Source organism: Stenotrophomonas sp. 59, assembly GCF_030291095.1.
Taxonomy (GTDB): Bacteria; Pseudomonadota; Gammaproteobacteria; order Xanthomonadales; family Xanthomonadaceae; genus Stenotrophomonas; species Stenotrophomonas maltophilia_Q.
The window spans coordinates 3,660,332-3,681,836 of sequence record NZ_CP127408.1 but is presented as its reverse complement, the minus strand read 5'-3'; the positions used below and the strand labels follow the sequence as shown (position 1 = coordinate 3,681,836).

Annotated in this window: 23 protein-coding genes; 9 read left to right on the top strand and 14 right to left on the bottom strand. The window is 63.8% G+C overall.

Going from position 1 to position 21,505, the window contains the following annotated elements; genetic code table 11:
* Positions 1 to 33: 33 nt before the first annotated feature.
* The 6 genes from QP552_RS16955 to rph all read right to left on the bottom strand — a co-directional run bounded on the left by QP552_RS16955 (position 34) and on the right by rph (position 5,790).
* The gene (locus QP552_RS16955; protein ID WP_111113196.1) at positions 34 to 408 is read right to left on the bottom strand and encodes a PilZ domain-containing protein; all 375 of its coding nucleotides are present in this window, start codon (positions 406 to 408) and stop codon (positions 34 to 36) included.
* On the bottom strand, positions 405 to 2,681 hold the full coding sequence (locus tag QP552_RS16950) for a DUF1631 family protein (RefSeq protein ID WP_111113197.1): 2,277 nt from the start codon (positions 2,679 to 2,681) through the stop codon (positions 405 to 407). The genes QP552_RS16955 and QP552_RS16950 overlap by 4 nt, the downstream gene beginning before the upstream one ends.
* Positions 2,682 to 2,800: 119 nt before the next feature.
* Entirely contained in the window at positions 2,801 to 4,027 is a 1,227-nt protein-coding gene (gene hemW, locus QP552_RS16945) for a radical SAM family heme chaperone HemW (protein ID WP_286074127.1), read from the bottom strand.
* A gap of 58 nt (positions 4,028 to 4,085) precedes the next feature.
* Positions 4,086 to 4,682, bottom strand: a complete 597-nt coding sequence (rdgB, locus tag QP552_RS16940; protein ID WP_111113199.1) for an RdgB/HAM1 family non-canonical purine NTP pyrophosphatase — start codon at positions 4,680 to 4,682, stop codon at positions 4,086 to 4,088.
* Entirely contained in the window at positions 4,679 to 5,068 is a 390-nt protein-coding gene (locus tag QP552_RS16935) for a VOC family protein (protein ID WP_286074126.1), read from the bottom strand. Before QP552_RS16935 ends, rdgB begins: the two co-directional genes overlap by 4 nt.
* Positions 5,065 to 5,790 (bottom strand): ribonuclease PH, encoded by a 726-nt coding sequence (gene rph, locus QP552_RS16930; protein ID WP_010484035.1) that lies wholly within the window; start codon positions 5,788 to 5,790, stop codon positions 5,065 to 5,067. The genes QP552_RS16935 and rph overlap by 4 nt, the downstream gene beginning before the upstream one ends.
* Positions 5,791 to 5,914: 124 nt before the next feature.
* On the opposite strand from rph, the gene QP552_RS16925 reads away from it, so the two are divergent.
* Positions 5,915 to 6,775 (top strand): YicC/YloC family endoribonuclease, encoded by an 861-nt coding sequence (locus QP552_RS16925; protein WP_111113200.1) that lies wholly within the window; start codon positions 5,915 to 5,917, stop codon positions 6,773 to 6,775.
* Between the two features lie 205 nt (positions 6,776 to 6,980).
* Here the strand turns inward: QP552_RS16925 and QP552_RS16920 are convergent, their stop codons facing one another.
* Positions 6,981 to 7,289 (bottom strand): hypothetical protein, encoded by a 309-nt coding sequence (locus QP552_RS16920; RefSeq protein WP_286074125.1) that lies wholly within the window; start codon positions 7,287 to 7,289, stop codon positions 6,981 to 6,983.
* 158 nt (positions 7,290 to 7,447) lie between these two features.
* On the opposite strand from QP552_RS16920, the gene QP552_RS16915 reads away from it, so the two are divergent.
* Positions 7,448 to 7,693: a hypothetical protein gene (locus tag QP552_RS16915; RefSeq protein WP_286074124.1), complete on the top strand. Its 246-nt coding sequence runs from the start codon at positions 7,448 to 7,450 to the stop codon at positions 7,691 to 7,693.
* Here the strand turns inward: QP552_RS16915 and QP552_RS16910 are convergent.
* A complete protein-coding gene (locus QP552_RS16910; protein ID WP_286074123.1) occupies positions 7,690 to 8,634 on the bottom strand; it encodes an IS481-like element ISStma12 family transposase in 945 nt (314 codons plus the stop codon). The genes QP552_RS16915 and QP552_RS16910 overlap by 4 nt on opposite strands.
* A 161-nt stretch (positions 8,635 to 8,795) precedes the next feature.
* On the opposite strand from QP552_RS16910, the gene QP552_RS16905 reads away from it, so the two are divergent.
* Both QP552_RS16905 and QP552_RS16900 read left to right on the top strand, forming a co-directional pair.
* Positions 8,796 to 9,266, top strand: a complete 471-nt coding sequence (locus QP552_RS16905) for a hypothetical protein (protein ID WP_286074122.1) — start codon at positions 8,796 to 8,798, stop codon at positions 9,264 to 9,266.
* 74 nt (positions 9,267 to 9,340) lie between these two features.
* On the top strand, positions 9,341 to 9,931 hold the full coding sequence (locus QP552_RS16900; RefSeq protein WP_286074121.1) for a hypothetical protein: 591 nt from the start codon (positions 9,341 to 9,343) through the stop codon (positions 9,929 to 9,931).
* Between the two features lie 483 nt (positions 9,932 to 10,414).
* Here the strand turns inward: QP552_RS16900 and QP552_RS16895 are convergent, their stop codons facing one another.
* On the bottom strand, positions 10,415 to 11,563 hold the full coding sequence (locus tag QP552_RS16895) for a restriction endonuclease (RefSeq protein ID WP_286074120.1): 1,149 nt from the start codon (positions 11,561 to 11,563) through the stop codon (positions 10,415 to 10,417).
* 195 nt (positions 11,564 to 11,758) lie between these two features.
* Between QP552_RS16895 and QP552_RS16890 the strand changes: the two genes are divergently transcribed.
* On the top strand, positions 11,759 to 12,433 hold the full coding sequence (locus QP552_RS16890; RefSeq protein ID WP_286074119.1) for a DUF5677 domain-containing protein: 675 nt from the start codon (positions 11,759 to 11,761) through the stop codon (positions 12,431 to 12,433).
* A 548-nt stretch (positions 12,434 to 12,981) separates the two neighbouring features.
* Here the strand turns inward: QP552_RS16890 and QP552_RS16885 are convergent.
* Entirely contained in the window at positions 12,982 to 14,010 is a 1,029-nt protein-coding gene (locus tag QP552_RS16885) for a restriction endonuclease (RefSeq protein ID WP_286074118.1), read from the bottom strand.
* Positions 14,011 to 14,254: 244 nt separating this feature from the next.
* The gene (locus QP552_RS16880) at positions 14,255 to 14,878 is read right to left on the bottom strand and encodes an NAD(P)H-dependent oxidoreductase (protein WP_286074117.1); all 624 of its coding nucleotides are present in this window, start codon (positions 14,876 to 14,878) and stop codon (positions 14,255 to 14,257) included.
* A gap of 107 nt (positions 14,879 to 14,985) precedes the next feature.
* Here QP552_RS16880 and QP552_RS16875 point away from each other — a divergent pair, with 107 nt between their 5' ends.
* Positions 14,986 to 15,258 (top strand): LysR family transcriptional regulator, encoded by a 273-nt coding sequence (locus QP552_RS16875; RefSeq protein WP_286074116.1) that lies wholly within the window; start codon positions 14,986 to 14,988, stop codon positions 15,256 to 15,258.
* Positions 15,259 to 15,282: 24 nt separating this feature from the next.
* Complete coding sequence (locus QP552_RS16870; RefSeq protein ID WP_286074115.1) at positions 15,283 to 15,909, top strand: LysR substrate-binding domain-containing protein; 627 nt, start codon at positions 15,283 to 15,285, stop codon at positions 15,907 to 15,909.
* 217 nt (positions 15,910 to 16,126) lie between these two features.
* On the opposite strand, the gene QP552_RS16865 is transcribed toward QP552_RS16870, so the two are convergent.
* Complete coding sequence (locus QP552_RS16865; protein WP_286074114.1) at positions 16,127 to 16,351, bottom strand: hypothetical protein; 225 nt, start codon at positions 16,349 to 16,351, stop codon at positions 16,127 to 16,129.
* Complete coding sequence (locus QP552_RS16860) at positions 16,335 to 17,000, bottom strand: hypothetical protein (protein ID WP_272774427.1); 666 nt, start codon at positions 16,998 to 17,000, stop codon at positions 16,335 to 16,337. Before QP552_RS16860 ends, QP552_RS16865 begins: the two co-directional genes overlap by 17 nt.
* Before the next feature lie 982 nt (positions 17,001 to 17,982).
* On the opposite strand from QP552_RS16860, the gene QP552_RS16855 reads away from it, so the two are divergent.
* The gene (locus QP552_RS16855; protein WP_286074113.1) at positions 17,983 to 18,963 is read left to right on the top strand and encodes a hypothetical protein; all 981 of its coding nucleotides are present in this window, start codon (positions 17,983 to 17,985) and stop codon (positions 18,961 to 18,963) included.
* Between the two features lie 216 nt (positions 18,964 to 19,179).
* Here QP552_RS16855 and QP552_RS16850 read toward each other — a convergent pair whose 3' ends face one another.
* Positions 19,180 to 20,460, bottom strand: coding sequence for a DUF1173 family protein (locus QP552_RS16850; protein WP_286074112.1), 1,281 nt, complete (start codon positions 20,458 to 20,460; stop codon positions 19,180 to 19,182).
* Between the two features lie 303 nt (positions 20,461 to 20,763).
* On the opposite strand from QP552_RS16850, the gene QP552_RS16845 reads away from it, so the two are divergent.
* Entirely contained in the window at positions 20,764 to 21,480 is a 717-nt protein-coding gene (locus QP552_RS16845) for a hypothetical protein (RefSeq protein ID WP_286074111.1), read from the top strand.
* Positions 21,481 to 21,505 lie beyond the last annotated feature (25 nt).

Sequence of the window (21,505 nt, the reverse complement as noted above, 5' to 3'; positions counted from 1 at the left end):
TACCGCAAAAAACCGCTGTGCCGGAACCGGCACTCAGACCGTCGAAACCGGTCCCTCGTCGCTGTCCTCGCCTACCCACTGCCGCAGCAGCTGCCGATGTTCGCGCGACAGGGTAAGGAAGCGGAAGCCGGTCCAGCTCTGCCCAGGGGCGTGCGCAGGCTCGCTCCACAGCAGGTGCACGCCCACGTCGATGGCCTCCTGGCGGCCGTCGCCCATCGGCAACGGGAAACGCAGCTGGTACAGCGCGTCCTCGCGCAATGGCGTACTGGCCAGCATCAGCATGCCGGTTTCGGACACGTTGCCAAGGCGACCGACCACGCAGTCGCGCATCTGGTCGGTGACCGGTACCAGGTCCGAGACCTGGCGGCGTGGCGCGCGACGGGTGTCCTGGGGCGGTTGGGTGTTCATGCGGATGTCTCCCCGGCGTGGCCGTCGGCCAGTGCACGCAGTGCGTCGAGGCTGGCCTGCCACGCGCGATCAACCAGCCGCCCCTTGTCTTCGGTAACCAGCTGCGCGCGGCCCGCGCTGATCTGCCGGGCCAACGTATCCAGGTCGGTATCGGCGATCTTCTGTCCGCGCGGATTGACGAACAGGGCATGGCCGGTCAGCAGGCTGTACCAGGACAGGCGCTGGCGGCGCAGCGTGCCATCGCCATTGTCGATGTCGAACCAGCTGCCGAACGGCAGCGCGGACAGCTGCTGGTAAGCGGCTTCCTCGGCGGCGTTGCGCGGGCTGGATGGTGCCGTGGTGGTGGGCCCGGCCTGTTCTCCCAGCCGCGCGCGCGCCTTCAGGCGCGCACTGAGCTCGGTACGCGAGGTGCTGTCATCCTCGCCGCCGGGCGTGGCCAGCCTGCGCGCGACCGCAGCGGCTTCCTCGGCGTGGTAGCCCACCTGCACCAGCGCGGCTTCCACATCGGCGGCCAGCGCGGCATCGGTGCCACCGGGGGCATCCACGGCCTGCGCGGTCACCGCTGCAATGCGCTGGGTCTGTTGCAGGCGCTCCTGCCATTGCGGTGAATCATCGCCGTGGCGCAGGCGGGTCAGGGTGAGGGCATCGGCCCAGGCCTGGCGCAGCAGCGTCTGCACGAAGCGCGGCGGTGCCTGCGCATCACAGCACTGGTCGATCTGTGCATTGGCCTGGCGCCGGGCCAGTTCCAGGCGTTCCTTGCCGCGCGCGGCTTCCACGTGGCGGCGCTCGGCCAGCTCGGCGCGGTGAACCGCCGCACGCTGGTGCTGCTGCACGTCCTCGTTGGCGGTGGCGAAGGCTTCCGGGGTACGGACGTCCTGGCCCAGCAGGCCCTGCACGCTCTGCGCCATGCGCTGCAGCAGCTGCGGATCGACATCATCATCGCCCAGCCAGCTGGCGCCGGCTTCGGCGACCTGGTTGAGCAGTTCGCGGGCGGGGTGCTCGTCACGCACGAAGAAGCCGGGATCAGCCATGGCGGCGCGCGCCAGTGGCACCTGCAGGCGTGCCAGCAGGGCCGCCGGCACCGGGTCTGGGCGTTGCTGCTGCTGCACCTGCTGCATCAGCAGGCGCAGCAGGTCGAGGTTGTCACGGTCATGGCTGCCGAGCTGCGCCTGTGCGCCATGTTCGCTGCGGAGCTGGGCGACAACGGCCGCCTGCAGATCGGCAACGCCGGTGGCGGCGCTGGACTGGGCCTGCAGTCGCGCGAGTACGGCATCCACGGCGGCGCTGGGCACGGCGACGCTCTGCGCGGGCGCTGCGCTGGCCTGCCGGGCCTGCTGCAGCAGTTCGTGCAAGGCGCTGCCGGCGGAGGTGGTCAGCCCGGGGATGGCCGAGCCGACGCTACCACTGTCGCTGACCGCATCCTGCAGCAGGTTCGACCACGAGCCGGAGGGAGCCGGCCCGTTCCAGCCGGTCAGCGGCGCTGCGGTACGTTTGGCGGGCTGCGTCGCGCGGCCCCCTCCCACCGACTGGGTGATGATGCGCCGCGTGCTCGCCGAACGTGCCAGGTAAGGGGTGTAGACCAGCCCGGGCAGGACGCCCTGCTGGGACAGCAGGGCATTGGCGCGGTCGAGTACATCGCCCAGGCGCTCCAGTACCTGGCGTTCGAAGCTGCGGTACAGCGCCAGCTGCACTTCGGTGCTGAGACCGTCCTGTTCGGCCAGCCTGCGCACCATCGCACACAAGGCCTGCGGTGCAAGGGGCAGGGCGTCGGTCTCGAATGCCGGCGCAGCGGCGAGTACGCCCAACCGCTGGCCCAGCAGGTTCAGCGAGTTGGTTGAACGCAGGGTTTCGCGCCGCACCATCTCGGTCAGCAGCAGATCGCGGTCGACATCGTGTTCGGCAACCAGGGACAGGCCCAGCATGCCGGGCAGCGGTGGTGGCGTGGAAAGCGCCGGCGCCGCCGCCGCAGGGTCACGCAGGCGTGCCAGGGATTCGGCGACCGCGTCGAGCATGCGATCAGGGAAATGGCCGGCGAAGGCGTGCAACTGGCCGCGCTGGGCCATCAGGTCCGCCTGCTGCATGGGATTGCGCGCGCGATCCGCGTCGTGCAGCAGCGCTTGTTCCAGCGCTTCAACGGTCAGGATCAGAGGCGCGGCCAGGGTCTGCCGGCAGAGGCCGATCAACGCGCCCAGCAGTTCACGCACCCGCGGCGGCAGGTCGGCTGCAGCCAGGCGGGCTTTGTCGGCAGGGGTTGGGGAAAAGACAGCTGACATCTGCGAGCGGTACCCGGATTCCCGCGGATCGATCTGGTGAATCTACCGTGTCGGCCGATGTCGGCGCTACTTTAGGCTGAACGTGAACCGCATCCGCCGGACCATGCCCGGCGGCAGGATCAATCCTCCAGGAACAGGCTCACCACATCGTTGGTGAAGCGGCGACCCAGTTCGGTCGGCTGCACATGGCCATCCGCCAGCTGCAGCCAGCCGCGCTGGACGGCCTCGGCCAGTGGTGCGTCCAGCACGCTGCACGGCAGACCGGTGCGCGACTCGAAATCGCGCAGGCTGAAACCTTCGTGCAGGCGCAGCAGGTTCAGCATGTACTCGAACGGTAGGCGCTCCGGCGCGATCACGTCGTCGCCACCGAACGAGGCCGGGGTACCCGCGCTGTCCAGGTAGGCCTGCGGGTGCTTCAGCTTCCAGCGGCGCAGCACGTGTTCTTCGGCGCCTGAACTGATCTTGCCGTGCGCACCGGCACCGATGCCCAGGTAATCGCCGAAGCGCCAGTAGTTCAGGTTGTGCGCGCTCTGCCGGCCGGGTCGCGCATAGGCGCTGACTTCGTACTGGCCGAAACCGGCCTGCGCGAGCAGTGCCTGGCAGTGCTCCTGCATGTCCCAGGCGTTGTCTTCATCGGGAATGCCCTGCGGCGGCCGTGCGAAGAACACCGTGTTCGGTTCCAGGGTCAGCTGGTAATGCGAGATGTGCGCCGGCTGCAGCGCGAAGGCGCGCTCCAGATCGGCTTCTGCACCGGCCAGGGTCTGTTCCGGCAGCGCGTACATCAGGTCGATGTTGAAGTTGTCGTAGCCCGCGTCCTGCGCCATCTTCACCGCGCGCTCGGCTTCGCCACTGTCGTGGATGCGGCCCAGGCGCTTGAGCATCGCGTCGTCGAAACTCTGGATGCCGAAGCTGAGGCGGTTCACGCCGGCCGCGCGATAGCGGTCGAAACGGCCGTGCTCGGCGGTGCCCGGGTTGGTCTCCAGGGTGATCTCGGCATTGGGCGCGAAACGCAGGCGCGCGCTGGCCTGCTGCAGGAAGCGGTCGATCGCTTCCGGTGGGAACAGGCTGGGTGTACCGCCGCCAAAGAACACGCTGTGCACCACCCGGCCCCAGACCAGCGGCAGGTCCTGGTCCAGGTCACGCAGCAGCGCGTCGATGTAGGCATCGAACGGCAGCTCGCCCTTGGCCTGGTGCGAATTGAAATCGCAGTACGGGCATTTGCGCACGCACCACGGCAGGTGCACGTACAGCGAGAGCGGCGGCGGCACCAGCCGCAGTGGGCTGTCGTGGTCAGCGGAGCAGGCTTCGCCGGGCAGGTGGTTGCAGTGGTCGTGGGCGTGCGGCATGGGCTTCTTCGGTAGTGCCGGCCGCTGGCCGGCTTCCCTGGTTCGATCAGGTGGGGCGTCAGTACAGCGTCGCCAGCTGCTGTTTGAGCTGCTGCAGGGCGAGGGCGCGGTGGCTGATGGCGTTCTTCAGCGCCGGCTCCATTTCCGCGGCGGTCAGGCCGTGGGTGGTGTCCAGGAACACCGGGTTGTAGCCGAAACCATTCGTGCCGCGCAGCTCGCGGATGATCTGGCCCTCCCAGCGGCCTTCGCAGATCAGCGGCTGCGGGTCGGTGGCGTGGCGCAGCAGCACGATCACCGCATAGAAGCGGGCGCTGCGCTGGCCATCGGGAATATCGGCCATCGCGTCCAGCAGCTTGGCATTGTTGGCCGCCGCGTTGGTCGGGTGGCCGGCATAGCGCGCGCTGTACAGGCCCGGCGCACCGCCGAGGGCATCGACGATCAGGCCCGAATCATCGGCCAGCGCCGGCAGGCCGGTTGCTTCGCAGGCCGCGCGCGCCTTCAGCAGCGCGTTCTCGACGAAGGTCAGGCCGGTTTCTTCCACGTCACCCAGGCCGAGTTCGGCGGCCGAGGTGATCTGCAGCGGCAGGTCGGCAAGGATCTCCTGCATCTCCACCAGCTTGCCGGCGTTGTGGCTGGCCAGTACCAGTTTCTTCATTGACGGGGCTCCAGCAGGTCCCAGGTGTTGCCATACAGATCGCGGAACACCGCAACCGTTGCATAGTGTTCTTCGCGCGGCGCTTCCAGGAACTCGACGCCGGCGGCCAGCATCGCCGCGTGGTCGCGGTGGAAGTCGTCGGTGTTGAGGAAGAAGGCCACCCGGCCACCGGTCTGGTTGCCGATGCGGCTGCGCTGTTCCTCGTCGCTGGCGCGCGCCAGCAACAGGGCGGCGGCGCTGCCGTCGGTCGGGCCGACCACCACCCAGCGCTTGTGGCCCTGGTCGATGTCTTCCAGCAGCGTGAAGCCGAGCTTGCCGGTGTACCAGGCGATGGCTTCGTCGTAATCGGCCACCACCAGTGTGGTCAGTGCAAGGCGCCGGTTCATGCCGACAGCGCCGCCTGCTGTGCGGCCAGCAGTTCGGTCACGCCCTTTTCGGCCAGGCCCAGCAGCGCGTCCAGCTCGTCGCGACGGAAGGCGTGGCCTTCAGCGGTGCCCTGCAGCTCGATGAAGCCGCCACCGTCGTTCATCACCACGTTCATGTCGGTGTCGCAGTCGCTGTCTTCGGCGTAGTCCAGGTCCAGCACCGGGGTGCCGCGGTACACGCCCACCGACACGGCGGCCACCGCGCCCAGGATCGGGTTGCGCTTGATGTCGCCGCGCTTCATCAGCACGTTCACCGCATCGACCAGGGCCACGTAGGCGCCGGTGATGGCGGCGGTGCGGGTGCCTCCGTCGGCCTGCAGCACATCGCAGTCGAGGGTGATGGTGCGTTCGCCCAGCGCGTTGCGGTCCACGCAGGCGCGCAGGCTGCGGCCGATCAGGCGCTGGATCTCCAGCGTACGGCCACCCTGCTTGCCACGGGCCGCTTCACGGTCGCTGCGGGTGTGGGTGGCGCGCGGCAGCATGCCGTACTCGGCGGTGACCCAACCCTCACCCTTGCCGCGCAGGAAGCCCGGCACGCGGTTCTCGACGCTGGCGGTGCACAGCACACGGGTTTCACCGAAGCACACCAGCACCGAACCTTCGGCGTGGCGGGTGAAGCCGCGTTGGATGACGACCGGGCGGAGCTGGTCGGGCTGGCGGCCGCTGGGGCGGGAATCGGACATGGTGCGGGTTCCGTAATGGCGAGGGAGTACGCCGCCACGCCCGCGGCCTTCACGGGGCGGGCAAGGGGGCTCTGGTGAGGGCGCTAGGGTACCATTCCCCCTTTGCACGCACCGGACACATTCCATGATTCGAAGCATGACCGCCTATGCCGGCGGCGAGCGGGTCACCCCGTGGGGCACGCTGGGCTGCGAGCTGCGCTCGGTCAACCACCGCTTCCTGGAGGTCGGCACCCGCCTGCCCGAGGAACTGCGGGCGCTCGAACCGCAGCTTCGCGAGCGCATCGCCGCGCGCCTGAGCCGCGGCAAGCTGGATCTGGTGATGCGCCTGCGTGCGCCGGAATCAGCCGCCAACCTGCAGGTCGACGAGGCCCTGCTGGGCCAGCTGGGGCGCCTGGCGCACCGGCTGACCTCGGATTTCCCCAACCTGCAGGTCAGCTTCACCGAACTGCTGCAGCTGCCGGGCGTGACCCGTGGCGAGGCCACCGATGCTGCTGCCCTGCAGGCCGAGGCACTGGCCCTGCTGGACCAGGTGCTGGACGGCTTCGTCGAGGCCCGCGAGCGTGAAGGCGGAAAGCTGTCGGCCGCCATCAGCGAGCGGGTGGACGGCATCGAACGCATCGCCACCGAAGTGCGCACCCTGATTCCGGCCATTCGCGACGGCCAGCGCGCCAAGCTGGCCGCACGCCTGGCCGACCTGCCGCACCCGGTCGACCCGGGCCGTGCCGAGCAGGAGCTGGTGCTGTGGCTGCAGAAGCTGGACGTGGATGAAGAACTGGACCGCCTCGGCAGCCACATCGTCGAGATCCGCCGCGTGCTCAAGCAGCGCGAGCCGGTCGGCCGCCGCCTGGACTTCCTGCTGCAGGAGTTCAACCGCGAAGCCAATACGCTGGGTTCGAAGTCGGTGGACAGCCGAACGTCCAATGCCGCGGTCGAGCTGAAGGTGCTGATCGACCAGATCCGCGAGCAGGTGCAGAACATCGAGTGATGCTGCACGCCGCGCCGTACCGTCACTTTCAGTGTGGGAAGATCCGGCAGTTGGGCAGGGAATTGCGGTCACCGCGTCTCAGGTGATCCCACGGTGGCGCAGGCTGTCTGTGGGGGAATGTGTGGGGGTTTTTCCCATTCGGGGAGTTCCCCGATTTCATCTCCCACAGATCCCCGCACACCCCGTGGAGATCGCAATGGAATCCTCAAAACGCCCGGAACTGATTACCGATAAAACCCTGCGCGCTTGGCTGCGTGCCGGCCCTGTTGATCGTGCCATCGGCGATGGCCTGACCTTCGTGGCCAGCGCCCGCGGCGCCGCCGCCGGCAAGACCTCCTGGGTACTGCGCTTCCGCTTTGGCGGCGCCGCCAAGGAAAAGGTCTTGGGTCGCTATCCGGATATGTCCTTGGCCCAGACCCGGGAAAAGGCGCGCAGCGATCTGGCCCTGATACAGCAAGGCATCGATGTGGCCGCCGCCAAGCGGCTGGCCCCACTGGACGCGCGGCGTGCGCACAGTGCCAAGACCGCGCCCCGACCGAAGCCGGCCGCACCGAACACGCCGCTGAACGTGCGGGCCCTCGATCTGCAGCGGGCCACCGTCTGCCAGCTGGGGCAGGCCTGGTTGGATCGCTACATCACCCGCGTTACAAGCATCCCGATCGCATCCGCGCGGTGCTGGAACTGCACCTTTACCCGATGCTGGGCACCAGCCGTGCCCGGGACGTCGTGCCCTTGGACGTGGATCGCCTGCTGGTGGCCACTGTGGCGCGCGGGGCGCCCACAGTGGCTAACGACCTGCTGCGCTATCTGGTACGCCTGTTCAAGTACGCGTTGGTCCTGGGCTGGGCCACCAGCAATTCGGCCGCCAACTTTGGCTTGCGCGATGCCGGCGGCCGGGAGCGAGCCCGCACCCGCTAGCTGTGTAAACCCACCACGTTGTTCAGCGGGATTCTGGAAATAGGCGGTTGGCTGCCGATCCCCATGTGGGGTCGGTGCCAGTTGTAGTGATGCAGCCATTCAGGCAGCACGGCGTCGCGCTGCTCTGACGAAGCGTACTCGCAGGCGTAGGCCCATTCGCGCAAGCTGGTCTGGATGAAGCGCTCGGCTTTACCGTTGGTTCGCGGGGTGTAGGGCTTGGTCCGATAGTGCTTCATGCCCAACGAGGCGACGAGTCGAGCGAAGACGCCGGAGCGATAGCAGGCGCCGTTGTCAGTCAGGACACGCTGGAAGGTGACTCCCAGCGTCCTGTAGTACGCCACGGCGGCCAGCAGCGCTTGGCAGGCCGTTGAGCCCTTCTCATCGGTGTGAACGCTACTGAAGGCGACTCGGGAGTGGTCATCAATGGCCACATGGACATAGCCCCAGCCACCGCCGCCAGCATTGCCACGCCGATTCGGATCGACCCGGTGTCCGGGCCGGCGGAAGTTGCCGAGTTTCTTGATATCCAAGTGCAGCAAGCCGCCCGGGCTGTCGTACTCATACCGGACCGCCTTCTTCGGTGGGTCCAGAAGGCACAGGCGATTGAGTCCTCTTCGACGCATCAGTCGTGAAATGGTGCTGTGAGCCACGCCCAGTGCCTTGGAAATGGTCAGGTAGGTTTGCCGTTGACGTCGACGCTGGACGATCTGCTCAACGAGCGCCTCGGGGGTGCCATGGGGGCTGCGGCTGGGCCGGGAGCTGCGGTTCTGCAGCCCACTCAAGCCCTCGGCTCGATACCGGGCCAGCCACTTGTAAGCCGTGCGCACACTCACCCCGCAAGCCTGGGCGGCCTCTTCTGGCCGAAGGCCTTGCTCAGTGATGCGGCGGACAAGAAGTTCTCGACTAAACGGCGTCAAACGGGCATTTTTATGGTGGTTCATCCGGGCTCTTTGGGGGCTGGAACGGTGTGGTAACCACCATTTTCCAAAGATGCCCCGGATGAACAACCTACCGAGAGATCACAGCTAGCTGCCCCTGCATGAAATGATCGGTCTCGGGGCTGGCGTTTGCCGATCGCGTCCCGTATACGCCGGTGGCCGTCATGCATACAGCGATCGAGCTGTGCATGCGAAGTGTCTTCTGCGTTTCGAGCTACGAGGATCTGGACAAGCCGGACCGGCTCATCCCCATCGACATGAGCCGACTGTTCGAGGCGATCAAGACCCAGCAGAGTGAGATCGAATTTGCGGTGGATGTTCATGATGTCCAGAAGATCTACCGCTGGAGCAACTTTTATCTGCACGCAGGCGCACGTGACTACCCCTCGATAGTTGGGTTTGTGCACCCCTATCTTCATCCGCTGTTCGTTGGATCGCCGTCCATGCTGGTTGGCATACGAATGAAGTGGGAAACCTGGCACGTCGTACGGGCGGGGTTTCTCCCTGAGCCGAAGGCGTTGAGCTTCAGTCAACGGCTTGCCGCGGCGTGGCAAGCGCTATGGTCCCAGCGCAAGAAAGCGCTTCAGCTTCCGAACGCGGAGGAGCGCCATGCACAGTGCGTCTTCCTAGATTAGTGTTTTTGCCTGACTATGAAACCTAGGCCGATTCTGGCTCGAGGTCACTTGAAAAGAAGGGAGCGGAATTTTTCATGGCGGAGTTCAGGAAAAAATTCACGGTCGAGATGAGGCGGGATCTCATAAGCAAGAGCATTGCGCGGATTGAGTTCGGCGGAGGGATGACCCAGCACAAGCACTTCGTACTGGATACCGAGGCCTCTTTCACGATGGGATGCGACGTCAAGCTGGACGCCGATTCAATCATGAACATGACGGGCTCGCTTCGGGATCAACAGATCGTCAAGGCCTGGAGGTATCGCCGAAATGAGTCAGTCAATCTGGCCGTCAGGATGGGATTCATCAAGTCCGAGCAGTACGTGACGGAGATAGAGGGAGCACGTGGCGTCGTCAGTCGCTATGTGGCGACGAAGCGTGGAAAGAAGTTTCGACTGCAGCCCAAGTTCATTCAATGGACGTGGATCGCGGTTCCCTTGGCTTACCAGCGCGTCGTCAAGATGGCCACACGCTTTAAGATTGTCTTGACGGTTGTCGGCCTCGGCTCAACCATGTTCAGGATTTGGCAGTCCGGCGCGGTGAGTGTTGCCTGGGTTGCAGCCAGCGCTGCAGTCGCGGTCGTCATTGCATCCATTGCGTGCCTTTTGGGCGGACAAGGTGGGGATTGAGGGCTGCGAAGGGAGGGTGATTTCGCTCGGGGGCGGGGACTCGACCGAGCCGCAGGTCTCAGATTAGGGGTGACCGACGCCTCGTGCGGTTCGCGCCTCGAACAACGGCGTGACCGGTCTGCCGGCGGGCGCAGGCCCCGCCATTCGCATCCCATGAGACGGGCAGGACTAAGCTGGGTAGATGGTCAGCCGTCGCTCCCCGCGTTGGAAAGTCCCACCTCCCAAGGTCAGGCGAAGCCAGAATCGCAGCGGTGCATCCGTTGCTACGCCATCCAGGGTAAGGCGTACATCTTCCATCCAGGCTATTCGGGGCGCAGCACGCTCGTCCTGATCAACTTGGAGCGCGAAGTCCGCTACGCAACCCGCAGCGACGCCACCCACGGCTGGTACTGCAGCGATGATGTGCCCCTCGGCACCTGGCGGGCTGTCCACCGGCTAAGCAGCGCACGCAATCACGAACAGGCACCCGTTTCGGAGACTTGTTCAATCTCCGCCGTCATCGCGTTCGCGCATCTCTGTAGGGAAGTACTTGATCCGCCCTTCTGTTCTATTTTCGGGATAGAAGGTTCGTTGGCTCCACTGGCCGATTGTCTCAATCTCGACGACGAATCCTCTGAAGGGGGCATGCCTTCCGGATGTGAAAGGAACATAGACATGAGGGGCTTGTACAAACTCATCGCCGAGATCGTCAATCTCCACTATGTCGTCGAAGGGCACCAGTCCCACGACTTCCAGCCATGCCCGGTTCTCATCCGGGATTTTGTTCCAGAACTCCCAGATGTCGTGTCGCTGTGGGTCACCACTGTCCTCACCCAGCCACGGGTCGTGGTGGGCGCTGCTCCTGGCTTGGTTCCGGACCATCGCCGCGTCCCATGACTTGCCGTCGTCGGAAAGGTAGGCGAAGTAGCGTTCAATGCAGAACTTGAGCCCTCCATGAGATAGGCCCTGATAGGGCCACACGACCCACAGTGGCTTCTTCTTGAACGCATCAGGATCCTCCAGATACGGATACTCCGTAGCGTCAGGCGATCGCAGCAGCAATGGTGTGTTGATATGGTCTTTCAGCATCCTGCTTGCCTTTCTCTTCATCACCAGCCTCGACCGTAGATCGGCTCGCTGTGAGCGCCGGCGGATGGTCAGGGAGACCCCAAAGTATGCAAACAGGAGATGGTCGTTCTCGGGGCGGATAAGCCTGTCTTCAAGCTCAGCCTTTCCCCACAGGTGCCACTCTTCTAGCCCCAACTCGCGGCACTTCTTGGCGAAGTCATCGCGGGCTTTCTTCGAAAAATCGCAGGCTGCCGTGAAGACCAATCCATGCAGCTTCTCATCCGGGCCGAGCACGGTATCGTCAAGATACTTGACCAATGCCTTTGGCCCGATGGCGCGCTCACGCTTGCACTGGATGAGCCACAGTCGATCACCAAGCGCATCTTCGAGAGCCGATCGCTCCTCGATTGGGTCTCCTTCATCGTCCGTTGAAGCCGTCGACGGACCCTCTTTGACGGTGATTTCATAACCTCGCGCATCGAATCCATCATCGCTTCCCGAGCGCCCGGTCGCTTCGAGTTGTCGCCAGGGCTTGAATTCATATGCCAGCTGTCGCACGAGGTCTTCGAATCTCTTCGGGTCCAAGTCTTCGAAATGCAGGGGGCCAAGGGTCCGGGTGGTGACCGTGCAGCGTGATCCCAGTAAAGTGGCTTAGAGGATAACAGTGGAGTCAATACTTGAGGTTGCTCGACGACGCGGCACTGAAGCGGGTGGGGCAATGCACTTCCTTCTGTCATACCGTAATCTCTTATGAGACCTTCATTTCATAGTGATTTGAGCATGAGTCCCAGTGTGTCGCATCTCGATCCCGGCGCAGTTTGCGAGCATCTTTACAGCCTTTCGGCTGATGCCGAAAGGGTAGGCGCCAGCATCGCTGGCGTTATACCAAGGTCTGAACGATCGGTCGCTTTCTCGAATTTCTGCAGCTATGTCTCCGGGGAGCTCAAGCAGGTCGCTGGCCACTTCCCGGGAAATACGCCCGGTCTTGCCTGGTCATGCCGGAATCTGTTCGAGGTAAACTTGACGGTGCGCTACGTGCTCTTGTCGGAGAAGAACTTCACCGAGTGGCTTGGTCAGGCCCTTCGCGACGAGCGTGACTTCATTGATGGAGTCCTGACGTTGGCTGAGGCCAATCATGCCGAGCAGAAGTCCATTCTCCTTTCACGGCACGAGCATTTGGGTGGCATGGCCAAGCGCTATGGCCTTGAGTTCTCTCGACCATTTCAAGTCAAGGAGATTGCGAAGGCGGTCGGCGAGGAGGCGGAGTACGTCGCGATGTATAAGCTGTTCTCGAAGTACGTCCACCCCAGTTCGCTGTTGATAAACAATTGGGCTAGGAAAGGGCCTGGGTTGGAATGGATCAATATTTTTCTGATCAGCGCCCAGAGGTATGCTGGCGATACGATAGAGCGACTTCGAGGAGCCAGTGGAACCAGCGAAACTGCGCTCGCCTAGAGAGGGGAGTTCAAGGCGTCAAGCTTGACGCCTTGATTGATCAGCGCCGCCGGGTCGCTGTCCAGTCAGATCGACCGCTACTGTGCCTGGCCCGCGGCGGAGTACTTGCCGAAAGAAGAGCCTGCTTCATCGTAAAGGACGGCCGCCGACGAACGTCGTCGGCAGAAAGCGCGGTTAGGCGCACCCGCTCGTTAGGCTCGAGCATCGTCGAAGGTCCGCCAGGCGGCCCCCCTCATCGGTACCGCCTGGCGGAAGCGCTCGGCACGACAGGAGAGTCAAGCGCTGAGAGAAAGATAGAGGGTCTCTCCTTATTGGCACAATGCTCAAGCGATCGGATTCGAAGATGATAGAAATCGAAAACCTAGATCCTGCGCACACCGATAGGATTGACCACCAAGACCGATCTGCTGTGACCCGCTAGCCGATGCTCGTTGTTGGCGAGGAGTGGCTGCCTCCGGCCAGGAAAGACTTCGCAGTCAAGCAACTGGCCGCCCGATAGCCATCATTCGCAGCGTGAAGCGGAATCGGCTTGAGTGAATGGTTGGAACTCATCTCGGAAGTTTCAGCAAGAAATTGTCCGCGATCTCGAAGAGGTAGTCCGTGGGATCCTCTCCTCGCTCCTTCATATGAAGCATTTGGCACACTTTCTCGTCATCTACGACAAGCATTAGCTTGCCCTGCTCTCGCATGGCTCCCTGGGTCATGGCAACTGCGTGTGGATCAGCGCCTGAACGGGTCATGATGATCGCCGTGCGACGAAGTCCTCGCTTGAGTAGGTACTTCTCCGTCGTCAGGATCTGTCCCTGCTTGATCTTTGCTGAGTAGTTCTTGAACTCGAAAAGAATGTAGCGACTGTCCAGGTGGTCGATCACAAATTTCCAGAACTCTGTGGTGGATCTAACTCGACAGACAAGGTCATAGCGATTTAGCCCATCATCGGTGCGCATTTGTGAGTGCCAACCGAGTAGGTCATTTGGGAACAGATATCTGAGAATCTTCTCACACGTCCTTTCGTATTGCGCCCACGATTTCTTGCCTTTCTTGATGCTTTTTAACTCGCGACAGAGATCAGTGCCTCGCGTGTCGAGGCTAGGTGGAGGCAGATTGTTGATCGACTGGCTCCGTAGAGCAGGGTCCTGCCGGGTCGGGTCTGTGGCCTGCGGCTCACTGGGGTTTGCCTCAAGTAGGGCATCAAGCTCCTCGGACAAGGCTGGATGTGCCGCGCACCAGTTCCTTAGATCAACTTGATCTACAAATGCAATGCTGAACTTCTGTTCGAGTACATACCGTAGTTCGTTAGTAAGAAAGCACGAGACTACTAGCATGCCTCTCGTAGCGCCCGAGCTTGTGCCATTGCTGACCACCCGCTTGGCAGCTGATTCGATGAGGGCGGGCTGCGCGCGCATCGTTCGGTAGTACTTCACTTCAACGGCCCATCTTTCGCCGGCAAGCTGGGCCACAAAATCAAAGCCCTTGTCACCTCGTGGGCTATGAACGTGAACCTCAAAATTGTTCGCCTCCAAAATGCGCTGAACAAGATCTTCAAATTGCTGCCAGGTTGACGCCGATGTATTCATGGATGATCCCTATCGCTTGAGTTAAGCGGCCGTTGTCGCAATCGCAGCATGTTAGCGTCCCCACTCCGCAGCAGTTCGCCTGGACGAATAGTGGGGCGATGTGGATTCCCATACTAAGTGCAAAACCCCATCAGTGGGGATCGGCCGTCTTCCCTGGATGGTTCCGCAGCACGGCGGTGGAAATGCCTGGCAAGAACAGCGCGCGTGGAGGCCCCCGAAACACCGGGACCTCCATTGGGCTCGCTCAGGCGGCCGTCGACTTCGCGTCCCGTTGCACAAGGGCGGACACTTGATCGCGAGCGTGGGCCATCCCTTCCTTGGCGCCATGCGGGAGAATGTCCAGGCCTTCGGCGTACACGAAGTCCACCTCGGTGATGCCGATCAAGCCCAGGACCGATTTCAGGTAGGGCGTCACGGCGTCGGTGTCTTGGCCGAGGTGCACGCCGCCCCGCGGGCTGAACACCACCGCCTTGACGCCTTCGACCAAGCCTTGCGGGTAGGCCTCGGTGTAGCGGAAGGTCACCTTGGCGCGTGCAACTAGGTCGAACCAGTTCTTCAGCGGAGTGGGCACGTTGAGGTTGTACATCGGTGCGGCGATCAGCACCAGATCGCTCTCCATCAGCTCGGCGATCAGGGCATCGGATTGGTGGATAGCGGTCTCGGCGTGTGCCGGCGGGTTCTCTGCGCCGCGCAGGGCGTGGAAGATCTCGCTGTCCAGGACTGGCAGGTCGAGCAGGGCCAGATCACGCTCGATGACCTGGTCGGTGAAGCCGTGTTCGCCGCGTTCGGCGAGGAACCGCTTGATCAGGCTCGCGCTGCGCGAGACGGCGCCGTTGAGGCTGGACTTCAGGACAAGAACCTTGCTCATGGGGGGGCTCGATGGGGAAGTGGAAATCAGGCGCCCCACTGTAATCGCCCAAAATTGCGCCAGTGGCTCTATTATTTCCGTGTATTGATTCCGATTGGGATACAAACATGGCGCTATCGGATCTGAACGGCATCGACGTGTTCGTCGCTACGGTGCAGGCTGGCAACTTCTCGCAGGCGGCCGAAACGCGCCAAGTCACCCGGTCGGCGGTGGCCAAGAGCATCGCCCGCTTGGAGGCGCGCCTGGGCACTCCGTTGTTCCAACGAACCACCCGTAGCCAGCGGTTGACCGAGGCGGAGGCGATTTACTTCGAGCATTGCCTGCGCGCGATGGAGGAGATCCGGTCGGGCGAAGCCACGCTCAAAGGTGGCCGGACCTAGGTTGCCGGGCTCCTGCGGGTGTCGATGCCCGTGCTGTTCGGGCACCTGTGCGTCACGCCGATCCTAGTCGAGCTGGTGCGGCAGCACGCCTCATTGTCGCTGGACCTGCAGTTCAGCGATCACCCCGTGGATCTGCGTGAGGAGAACGTGGATCTCGCCATCCGCGTCGGGACACTGCCCGACAGTCGCGATCTGATCGCGCGTCCTCTGGGCGAGCATCGCATGGCCTTGTGCGCCTCACCGGCGTATCTGGGGCGACAACGTCTGCCGGAAAGCCTCGAGGCATTAATGGCGTTGGATGCTGTCGCCTACAGCCGGCATGGGAAGGCGATGGAGTGGAGGCTTGTGGTCGACGGCCAGGAGCATTTGCTCAAGCCCAGGGCGCGCGTACTACTGGACGACATGCAGGGCGTGCTGGTCGCCGCTGCCGCGGGGATGGGCGTGGCGTGGTTGCCCTACTGGCTGGTGCGCGATGCGCTGATGGAAGGACGGCTGCAGGAAGTGTTTCCGGCCGCGTCGAGCCCGGTTTATCCGATTCATGCAGTCTGGCCGAAAATGCCGCACATGCCGTTGAAGACACGCGTGGCCGTGGATGCCTTGCTGCAAGAGCAGCCTGGACGTTTGCAGGAAGTGGAAGGGCGGAGGACTTAGCTCCATTCCTTTCACGCATCGTAGGGCGGGTTTGTCATCGCTACATCGGCACCTTCCCAAGCAGGGCAAGGTGGGGCACGGCCATTGCGACGTGTCTCCCAGCCGGCTGCATGAGTCGAGCTGGGGCCGCGGGCACGTCGGCAGCCATCCGGTTTCGTGCGGACGGCTTGGCTCCTCCAGCCGCCCCGGGATCGGCGGCCGACGGCGAGCGGCTTCGTCAGGCCAATAGCTCCGCCAACCAGGCGCCTACGGGTAGGCGGGTTGCGCCGAGATAGCTGGATATGGCGAATACCGCCGCGATCAGGACGAAGCGAATGTCGCGCGAGATCAAGGCGTGCAGGCGTGCCCGGTCGTCCTTGAAGGCACAGTAGGGCGCGTCGCTGGAACGCGACGAGCGTCCCTGGCTTTTGCGTGGCGGCGGAGGTTCATTCGGGTTGGACATCGTCCTTCTCCGCTGACTTGCCCTTGGTTGGGGTCTTGCCCTTGGCGCGCTTTCCCTGCTTGTCCTGAGCGACCGGCGTGTCAGGCGACTTGCCCTCTTGCTCGTCCAGTTCCGCCAGAAGCTGCTTGTACTCATGAATGTCGCGCTTAGCGCCAATCTCGGTCAGCCGGTCTTCGAAGCGATCTGCCAGATTCCCCTGAAGCTTGTTCTGCTCGTCCAGCTGGGCAAGGACCACGTTGGGGTTGAGCAGCAGCACATAGTGGAACTCACCGCTGGTTCCCCTCTTGTTCCGGATGAAACCCAGGTCGCGCAAGAGCTTCATGCGCCGGCGCCAGGTGTCGCTGGCGCGCTCACCGGTGAAGCCGGCTTCCGCGGCAAACATGGCCGGCGACTCAATGACGATGAGAGGGTGATCCGGTGCGCGCGCCCAGAGGCAGAACAGGGTGTGCCCGGCGGAATTGCCCTTCGACTGCGCGTCGATCGCCTGCATGGCGATGGGCAGCGTGCGCGGAATGGTCGAGAAGCCGCGGTTCTTATTGCGGTCCCACAGTGGCTCACGGATGTAATTCGGGAAGTGCTTGGCCATTTGCTCTGCCGCGCGCTCGGCCATGTTGGGGCGTGCGAACGGGTTTTTGGTCTTCGTCGACATGGCTGCGTTGGGGTAGAGGCGTGGAGACCATTACAAGCCATCGACGGCCGGATTGCCAGGCGTGAGTTGACGCAACTGAGCGGGTAGTAGAGCAAAATTCTTGCGAACTGAAAGTAATCAGACCTCGCAAAATTGCGCGGAAAATACCTATCAGTTTGCACATTTCCGCAGATCTATTTGCGGAAAATATTTGTTTTTCAAAGGGTTGCTTTGTGGTTTGCGGTTCTCCATGTCCTCGCGTTCTCGAGTTCCTCCCCGTGCTCCGTGCTCCCGTCTGGGGGATGGTTGTCAGGAGGGGGGGGCGCAGCGGGCGGTCGCTGAGCGAAGAAGGGCCTATGACACCCTGGCCAAGAGGTCGGCCCTGGCTTTTCGTGCCCCTGACCAGAGGGCGGGGACGGGCAAGGCGACCCTCTACAGGCAGGACAGCGCCGCAGGGGCCTGTGAGTGAGAGCTGACAGTCTGCGCAGGACAAGCGCTCGGCCAGCGGGGCGGGGCGCCGAGCTGGCCGCCGCGGCACTGAGCGGAGCCGGTAGAGCGGGGCCTGGCGCTGCCAGATCGACTGCAGGCTTGGGTCCGGGACGGGGGGGGGGGGCGGACACCGTTAGCACGAGACAGGGCGCGGCTCGTCCCGGCTTTCGCCGCTCGAAGGCGAGGGCCGGACCGTCCCCCTTCAGAGCGTCGGCGGACCTTTCGGTGGCGGCATCTTGCCTTCTCGCAGGAGGATCTGGGTGCTCGCGGCGCCGACTCGAAGGCAGAGAACGTCGGCCACGCGAGGACTCTTCGATCTGCAGGTGTCGTCCACCTTCTTCAATCGGACAGGGTCCGCAACCAGTTCGTCCACGGTGGAAATGCTCTGCGCTTCAGCCCTGTTGACCGAAGTGCCCCCGGGCTGACCGCACGCTATCAGGACGGAGGCGAGGAGCAGGTTGCCAGTCTTCCTCATGACGCACGACTCCTGGATAGGAATAGGACGAGCACTGGAGTGGACGCGGCAGCCCTGTCTGAGGTCGATAACCGCGCGGTGAAGTACGACAAGAACCCGGACGGCAGCACGAACTACGAGAGCGTGGCGCTGAACCCGGGCGGCAATGCGACGCGCCTAGGCAACGTCGCCGCCGGCAATGTGGCTGCCGGCAGCACCGAGGCGGTCAACGGCTCGCAGCTGTACCAGACCAACCAGAACGTCACCCGACTCGGTGACAGCCTGACCACCATTCCGGGCGACACCTCGCAGGCGAACACCGATGCCAACGGCATGGGCATCCGCTACGTGCGCACCAACGAGGCCGGCCTGACCCAGGCCGATGCCTCTGCGCCGGGCCAGGGGAGCGCGGCGGTGGGCTACAACGCGACGGCCACCGCAGAGAGCGCGTTGGCGCTCGGCCGCGAGGCCCGCGCAACGCATGCTGGGAGCGTGGCCTTGGGCGCCAACGTCGTGGCCGATGGCAGCACCCTGGGAACGGCCGCCTACAATCCGGGTACTGGTGCGCTCGCTGGCCTGATGCCGGTGGGCGAGGTCGGAATCGGATCTGCCGGCAACGAACGCCGTATCACCCATTTGGCCGCCGGTGCCGAGGATGCCGACGCGGTCAACGTGAGCCAGCTCAAGTCGGTAGCGCAGACAGTGTCCGAGGTGGACAGCGCGGCGGTGAAGTACGACAAGAACTCGGACGGCAGCACGAACTACGAGCGCGTGACGCTGAACCCCGGCGGCAATGCGACCCGCCTGGGCAACGTGGCTGCGGGCGATGTCTCTGCCGGCAGCACCGAGGCCATCAACGGCTCGCAGCTGTACCAGACCAACCAGAACGTCACCCAGCTGGGGGACAGCCTGACCACCATCGGCGACACCTCGCAGGCCAATACGGATGCCAACGGCATGTTCGACCGGGATCCTGCAGGCGGGGGCCAGCGGCATCGGTTCCTCCGCCGATCGGAGTTCGCAGCCTGGCCGTCGCACTGACACTCGACGCCGCGACGGCGCTGACATTTCCCCCATCAAGCAGGTTGCTCAGGACCAGGACAACCTACGACGCGCATCGCTCTTCTCACCGGTACATTCCTGCAGGGGTCATTGACCGGCCCTGATTCGTCGACGCCTTGTCACCGGGTGGCGCGTTGGCGCGCACCCGGGAGAGGGCGAGGTGGGGCCAACCAACCCAGACCACGCTCGGTAGGTTTAGGACTCGGTTAGCCCGTTTGGGATGGGGCGCTCGGGAAGATCCGGCATCGGAACATTTGCGAACGCATCCCAGCGCCACCAGCCCGGTGGGTTGGGTCCTTGTGCGTAGATGGTTTCCTTCTCCCTTATGCGCGCCTGGTACGCCGGATCGGTGAGCCCGAAGACCTCCATCGGCATCGGCCAGTGGCCCATATCCAGAAGGCGGAAGTCGGGCAGGGTGTCGTCGCCGTCGATATGGCGCATCGGCTTGTCGAACGCCCGGCGTTGCTTGACGAGGGCGTCTTCGACGGTGGCCTCGTAGCCCGAATCCAGCGGGATCGCCTGGGGGCTGACGCGCATGAGTGCGATGCGGACCAGCTCGAAGTACTTACCCTCGCTCTTTGGCTGGACGATCAGAACAGCATACGTGGGTTCACCTGCCCGCCATGCGGCTAGTTCACGCGCGAATGAGCGCTGCAGCCCTTGGGCGTGCTCTTTACTCAAGTACGGGCGGATGCAGGCCGATCCCGCCAGCGGAACTAGGAGGTCTGGGGCCAGGTCGATGGCCGGCGTTTGCGCGCAGTCGTAGGACTGCAGACGACTGATGACCACCACGCGGGTGCGCCGATCGGTGGCGGCCTTGGCGACGGCAAGATTGCGTTTGGCAAGACGATCGTCGGCGGGAACCGGACCGACCTGAAGGCTGTTGCTCAGCTTGGCCGATCCCCATTGGACTTGGCTCGCCGCGACGTGCAGCCGCCAGGACACGGCGCCGGGCTTGGCCCGCGCCTCTTTCCAGACCGGCCGGTACTCGTGCAGAGCGGCAATCTCCCAGAGCAGTTTCAGCAGGCCCAAGGTCGTCATCGCCCGTTGTCGGGGTACGCCGGGGCCGTGCTTAGGTCGTGGCTCGACGGTCTCATCCGCTGGTAGCGGATCGGCCATCCTTCGGCCGGCGGCCAGTCGGACCTTATACACGCCGTCGTTTTCGATGACGACGCCGCTCTCATAGGCACGCGCGATGGCGCCTTTGACGGAAGGACCAAAATACTGGCAGGCACCGTCGTGCTTCGGGCCGGTATCCGGATGACGGGCCAGTACGATCTTGCCGCTCTCATACTTGCGCAGCACCAGCTGCACCGGTTGCAGAGGCCGACACAGGCAATGGACGATGAGGTCCGCATTGCGCCAGCTTTCGAGCTTATCTGCCCAGCGCTGTGCGAAATTCTTCTCGGTCTGGAATTGTGATGAATAGGTTACGTTGTTCGGCCCGCGTACCGAAAACAGCTTCCTTTGGGTCATGACGTCGTCGGCGTGAACCGTCCATGGGAGGACCCACGAGCATACCGTCCTCGAGCGCGGTTCACGCACTCTCTTGGAATGGATCTGCGGCAACGCGCGAACGGACTTGGGCTTGCGCGCCCCCGGGCTCGTTACCGCATCCAGGGCAAAGGGAGGTCGACGTGGGGGGAGCTTGTGCCTAGCTGTTGATCCGAACAACCTTCGACTGAAGGTGTCTCTCCCGCCCCCGTTCGGGGGCGTCTGGGACACGCTCATGCGTGGCGCGCCTTCCCCCCGTGCGCGTCTAACGCCGCGTATGCGGAGGTGCATCGTCTCATCGAACGACTGTCGCGCCGGATCGGCGCCCCTCAGATCTTTGCCGACTTCGTCGAACTGTCCAGTATCGCCCTCGGCAACGCCGTTGACCGAACGCGGTTCGCATCGCCTGAAGCCCGGTATTGCCAGATTCGAAAAGACCATCCTGCAAACGGGTTCGAGCAGTTTTCGACGATGCTCGGTTTGCTGACATTAGCGATGGAAGCGCCGGGCTTTGAAGATATCTTGGGTGGGCTCTGCATGGGGCTTGGGCTAGGGGACAGACGGCGCGGTCAGTTCTTCACGCCCTATTCGATCTCGCAGGTGATGGCTACGGTGGTCATCGAAGCGATACCGTCGTCGGGCGCGAGTGACGCGTGGGAGCTTGCTGGCGGGTCAGGACACAGGTCCGCGTATGCTGCGGGCCGTCCGACGGGCCACGCAGGGGCGCTAGGGATTCGTTCGTCAGGGGCTGTGCGGTTGAGCGAGGTCCGCACAGCGGTGGTCGTCAATCCATTGGATGGCCTGCACGACCACCCCAGCAGACCAGATCCCCAGAGGTGCCCTCGCTCGAGCGCGCTACGTGCGCCGGTTGCTGGCTCGGTCGTCTTAAAAATGGAACGGGTGATTCGACCTGCGGGCGAGTTTCCTCACGGGGCAGGTGTCGTGATGCCGATGGGCCTCGCGGGCGGCATCGGAATCCATGGCAGGTTGTGCCTGACGTGAGAGGTGGCTCGGTCGGGATGTGTAG

Bases quoted from the DNA above. Each gene is read 5' to 3' on its own strand.
- QP552_RS16925 (WP_111113200.1), top strand. From the start codon at position 5,915: ATGATTCGAAGCATGACCGCCTATGCCGGCGGCGAGCGGGTCACCCCG.
- QP552_RS16860 (WP_272774427.1), bottom strand. From the start codon at position 17,000: ATGTCGACGAAGACCAAAAACCCGTTCGCACGCCCCAACATGGCCGAG.
- rdgB (WP_111113199.1), bottom strand. From the start codon at position 4,682: ATGAAGAAACTGGTACTGGCCAGCCACAACGCCGGCAAGCTGGTGGAG.
- QP552_RS16900 (WP_286074121.1), top strand. From the start codon at position 9,341: ATGGCGGAGTTCAGGAAAAAATTCACGGTCGAGATGAGGCGGGATCTC.
- QP552_RS16905 (WP_286074122.1), top strand. From the start codon at position 8,796: ATGCATACAGCGATCGAGCTGTGCATGCGAAGTGTCTTCTGCGTTTCG.
- rph (WP_010484035.1), bottom strand. From the start codon at position 5,790: ATGTCCGATTCCCGCCCCAGCGGCCGCCAGCCCGACCAGCTCCGCCCG.
- QP552_RS16870 (WP_286074115.1), top strand. From the start codon at position 15,283: ATGCCCGTGCTGTTCGGGCACCTGTGCGTCACGCCGATCCTAGTCGAG.
- QP552_RS16910 (WP_286074123.1), bottom strand. From the start codon at position 8,634: ATGAACCACCATAAAAATGCCCGTTTGACGCCGTTTAGTCGAGAACTT.
- hemW (WP_286074127.1), bottom strand. From the start codon at position 4,027: ATGCCGCACGCCCACGACCACTGCAACCACCTGCCCGGCGAAGCCTGC.
- QP552_RS16935 (WP_286074126.1), bottom strand. From the start codon at position 5,068: ATGAACCGGCGCCTTGCACTGACCACACTGGTGGTGGCCGATTACGAC.
- QP552_RS16875 (WP_286074116.1), top strand. From the start codon at position 14,986: ATGGCGCTATCGGATCTGAACGGCATCGACGTGTTCGTCGCTACGGTG.
- QP552_RS16850 (WP_286074112.1), bottom strand. From the start codon at position 20,460: ATGACCCAAAGGAAGCTGTTTTCGGTACGCGGGCCGAACAACGTAACC.
- QP552_RS16950 (WP_111113197.1), bottom strand. From the start codon at position 2,681: ATGTCAGCTGTCTTTTCCCCAACCCCTGCCGACAAAGCCCGCCTGGCT.
- QP552_RS16955 (WP_111113196.1), bottom strand. From the start codon at position 408: ATGAACACCCAACCGCCCCAGGACACCCGTCGCGCGCCACGCCGCCAG.
- QP552_RS16890 (WP_286074119.1), top strand. From the start codon at position 11,759: ATGAGTCCCAGTGTGTCGCATCTCGATCCCGGCGCAGTTTGCGAGCAT.
- QP552_RS16865 (WP_286074114.1), bottom strand. From the start codon at position 16,351: ATGTCCAACCCGAATGAACCTCCGCCGCCACGCAAAAGCCAGGGACGC.
- QP552_RS16880 (WP_286074117.1), bottom strand. From the start codon at position 14,878: ATGAGCAAGGTTCTTGTCCTGAAGTCCAGCCTCAACGGCGCCGTCTCG.
- QP552_RS16885 (WP_286074118.1), bottom strand. From the start codon at position 14,010: ATGAATACATCGGCGTCAACCTGGCAGCAATTTGAAGATCTTGTTCAG.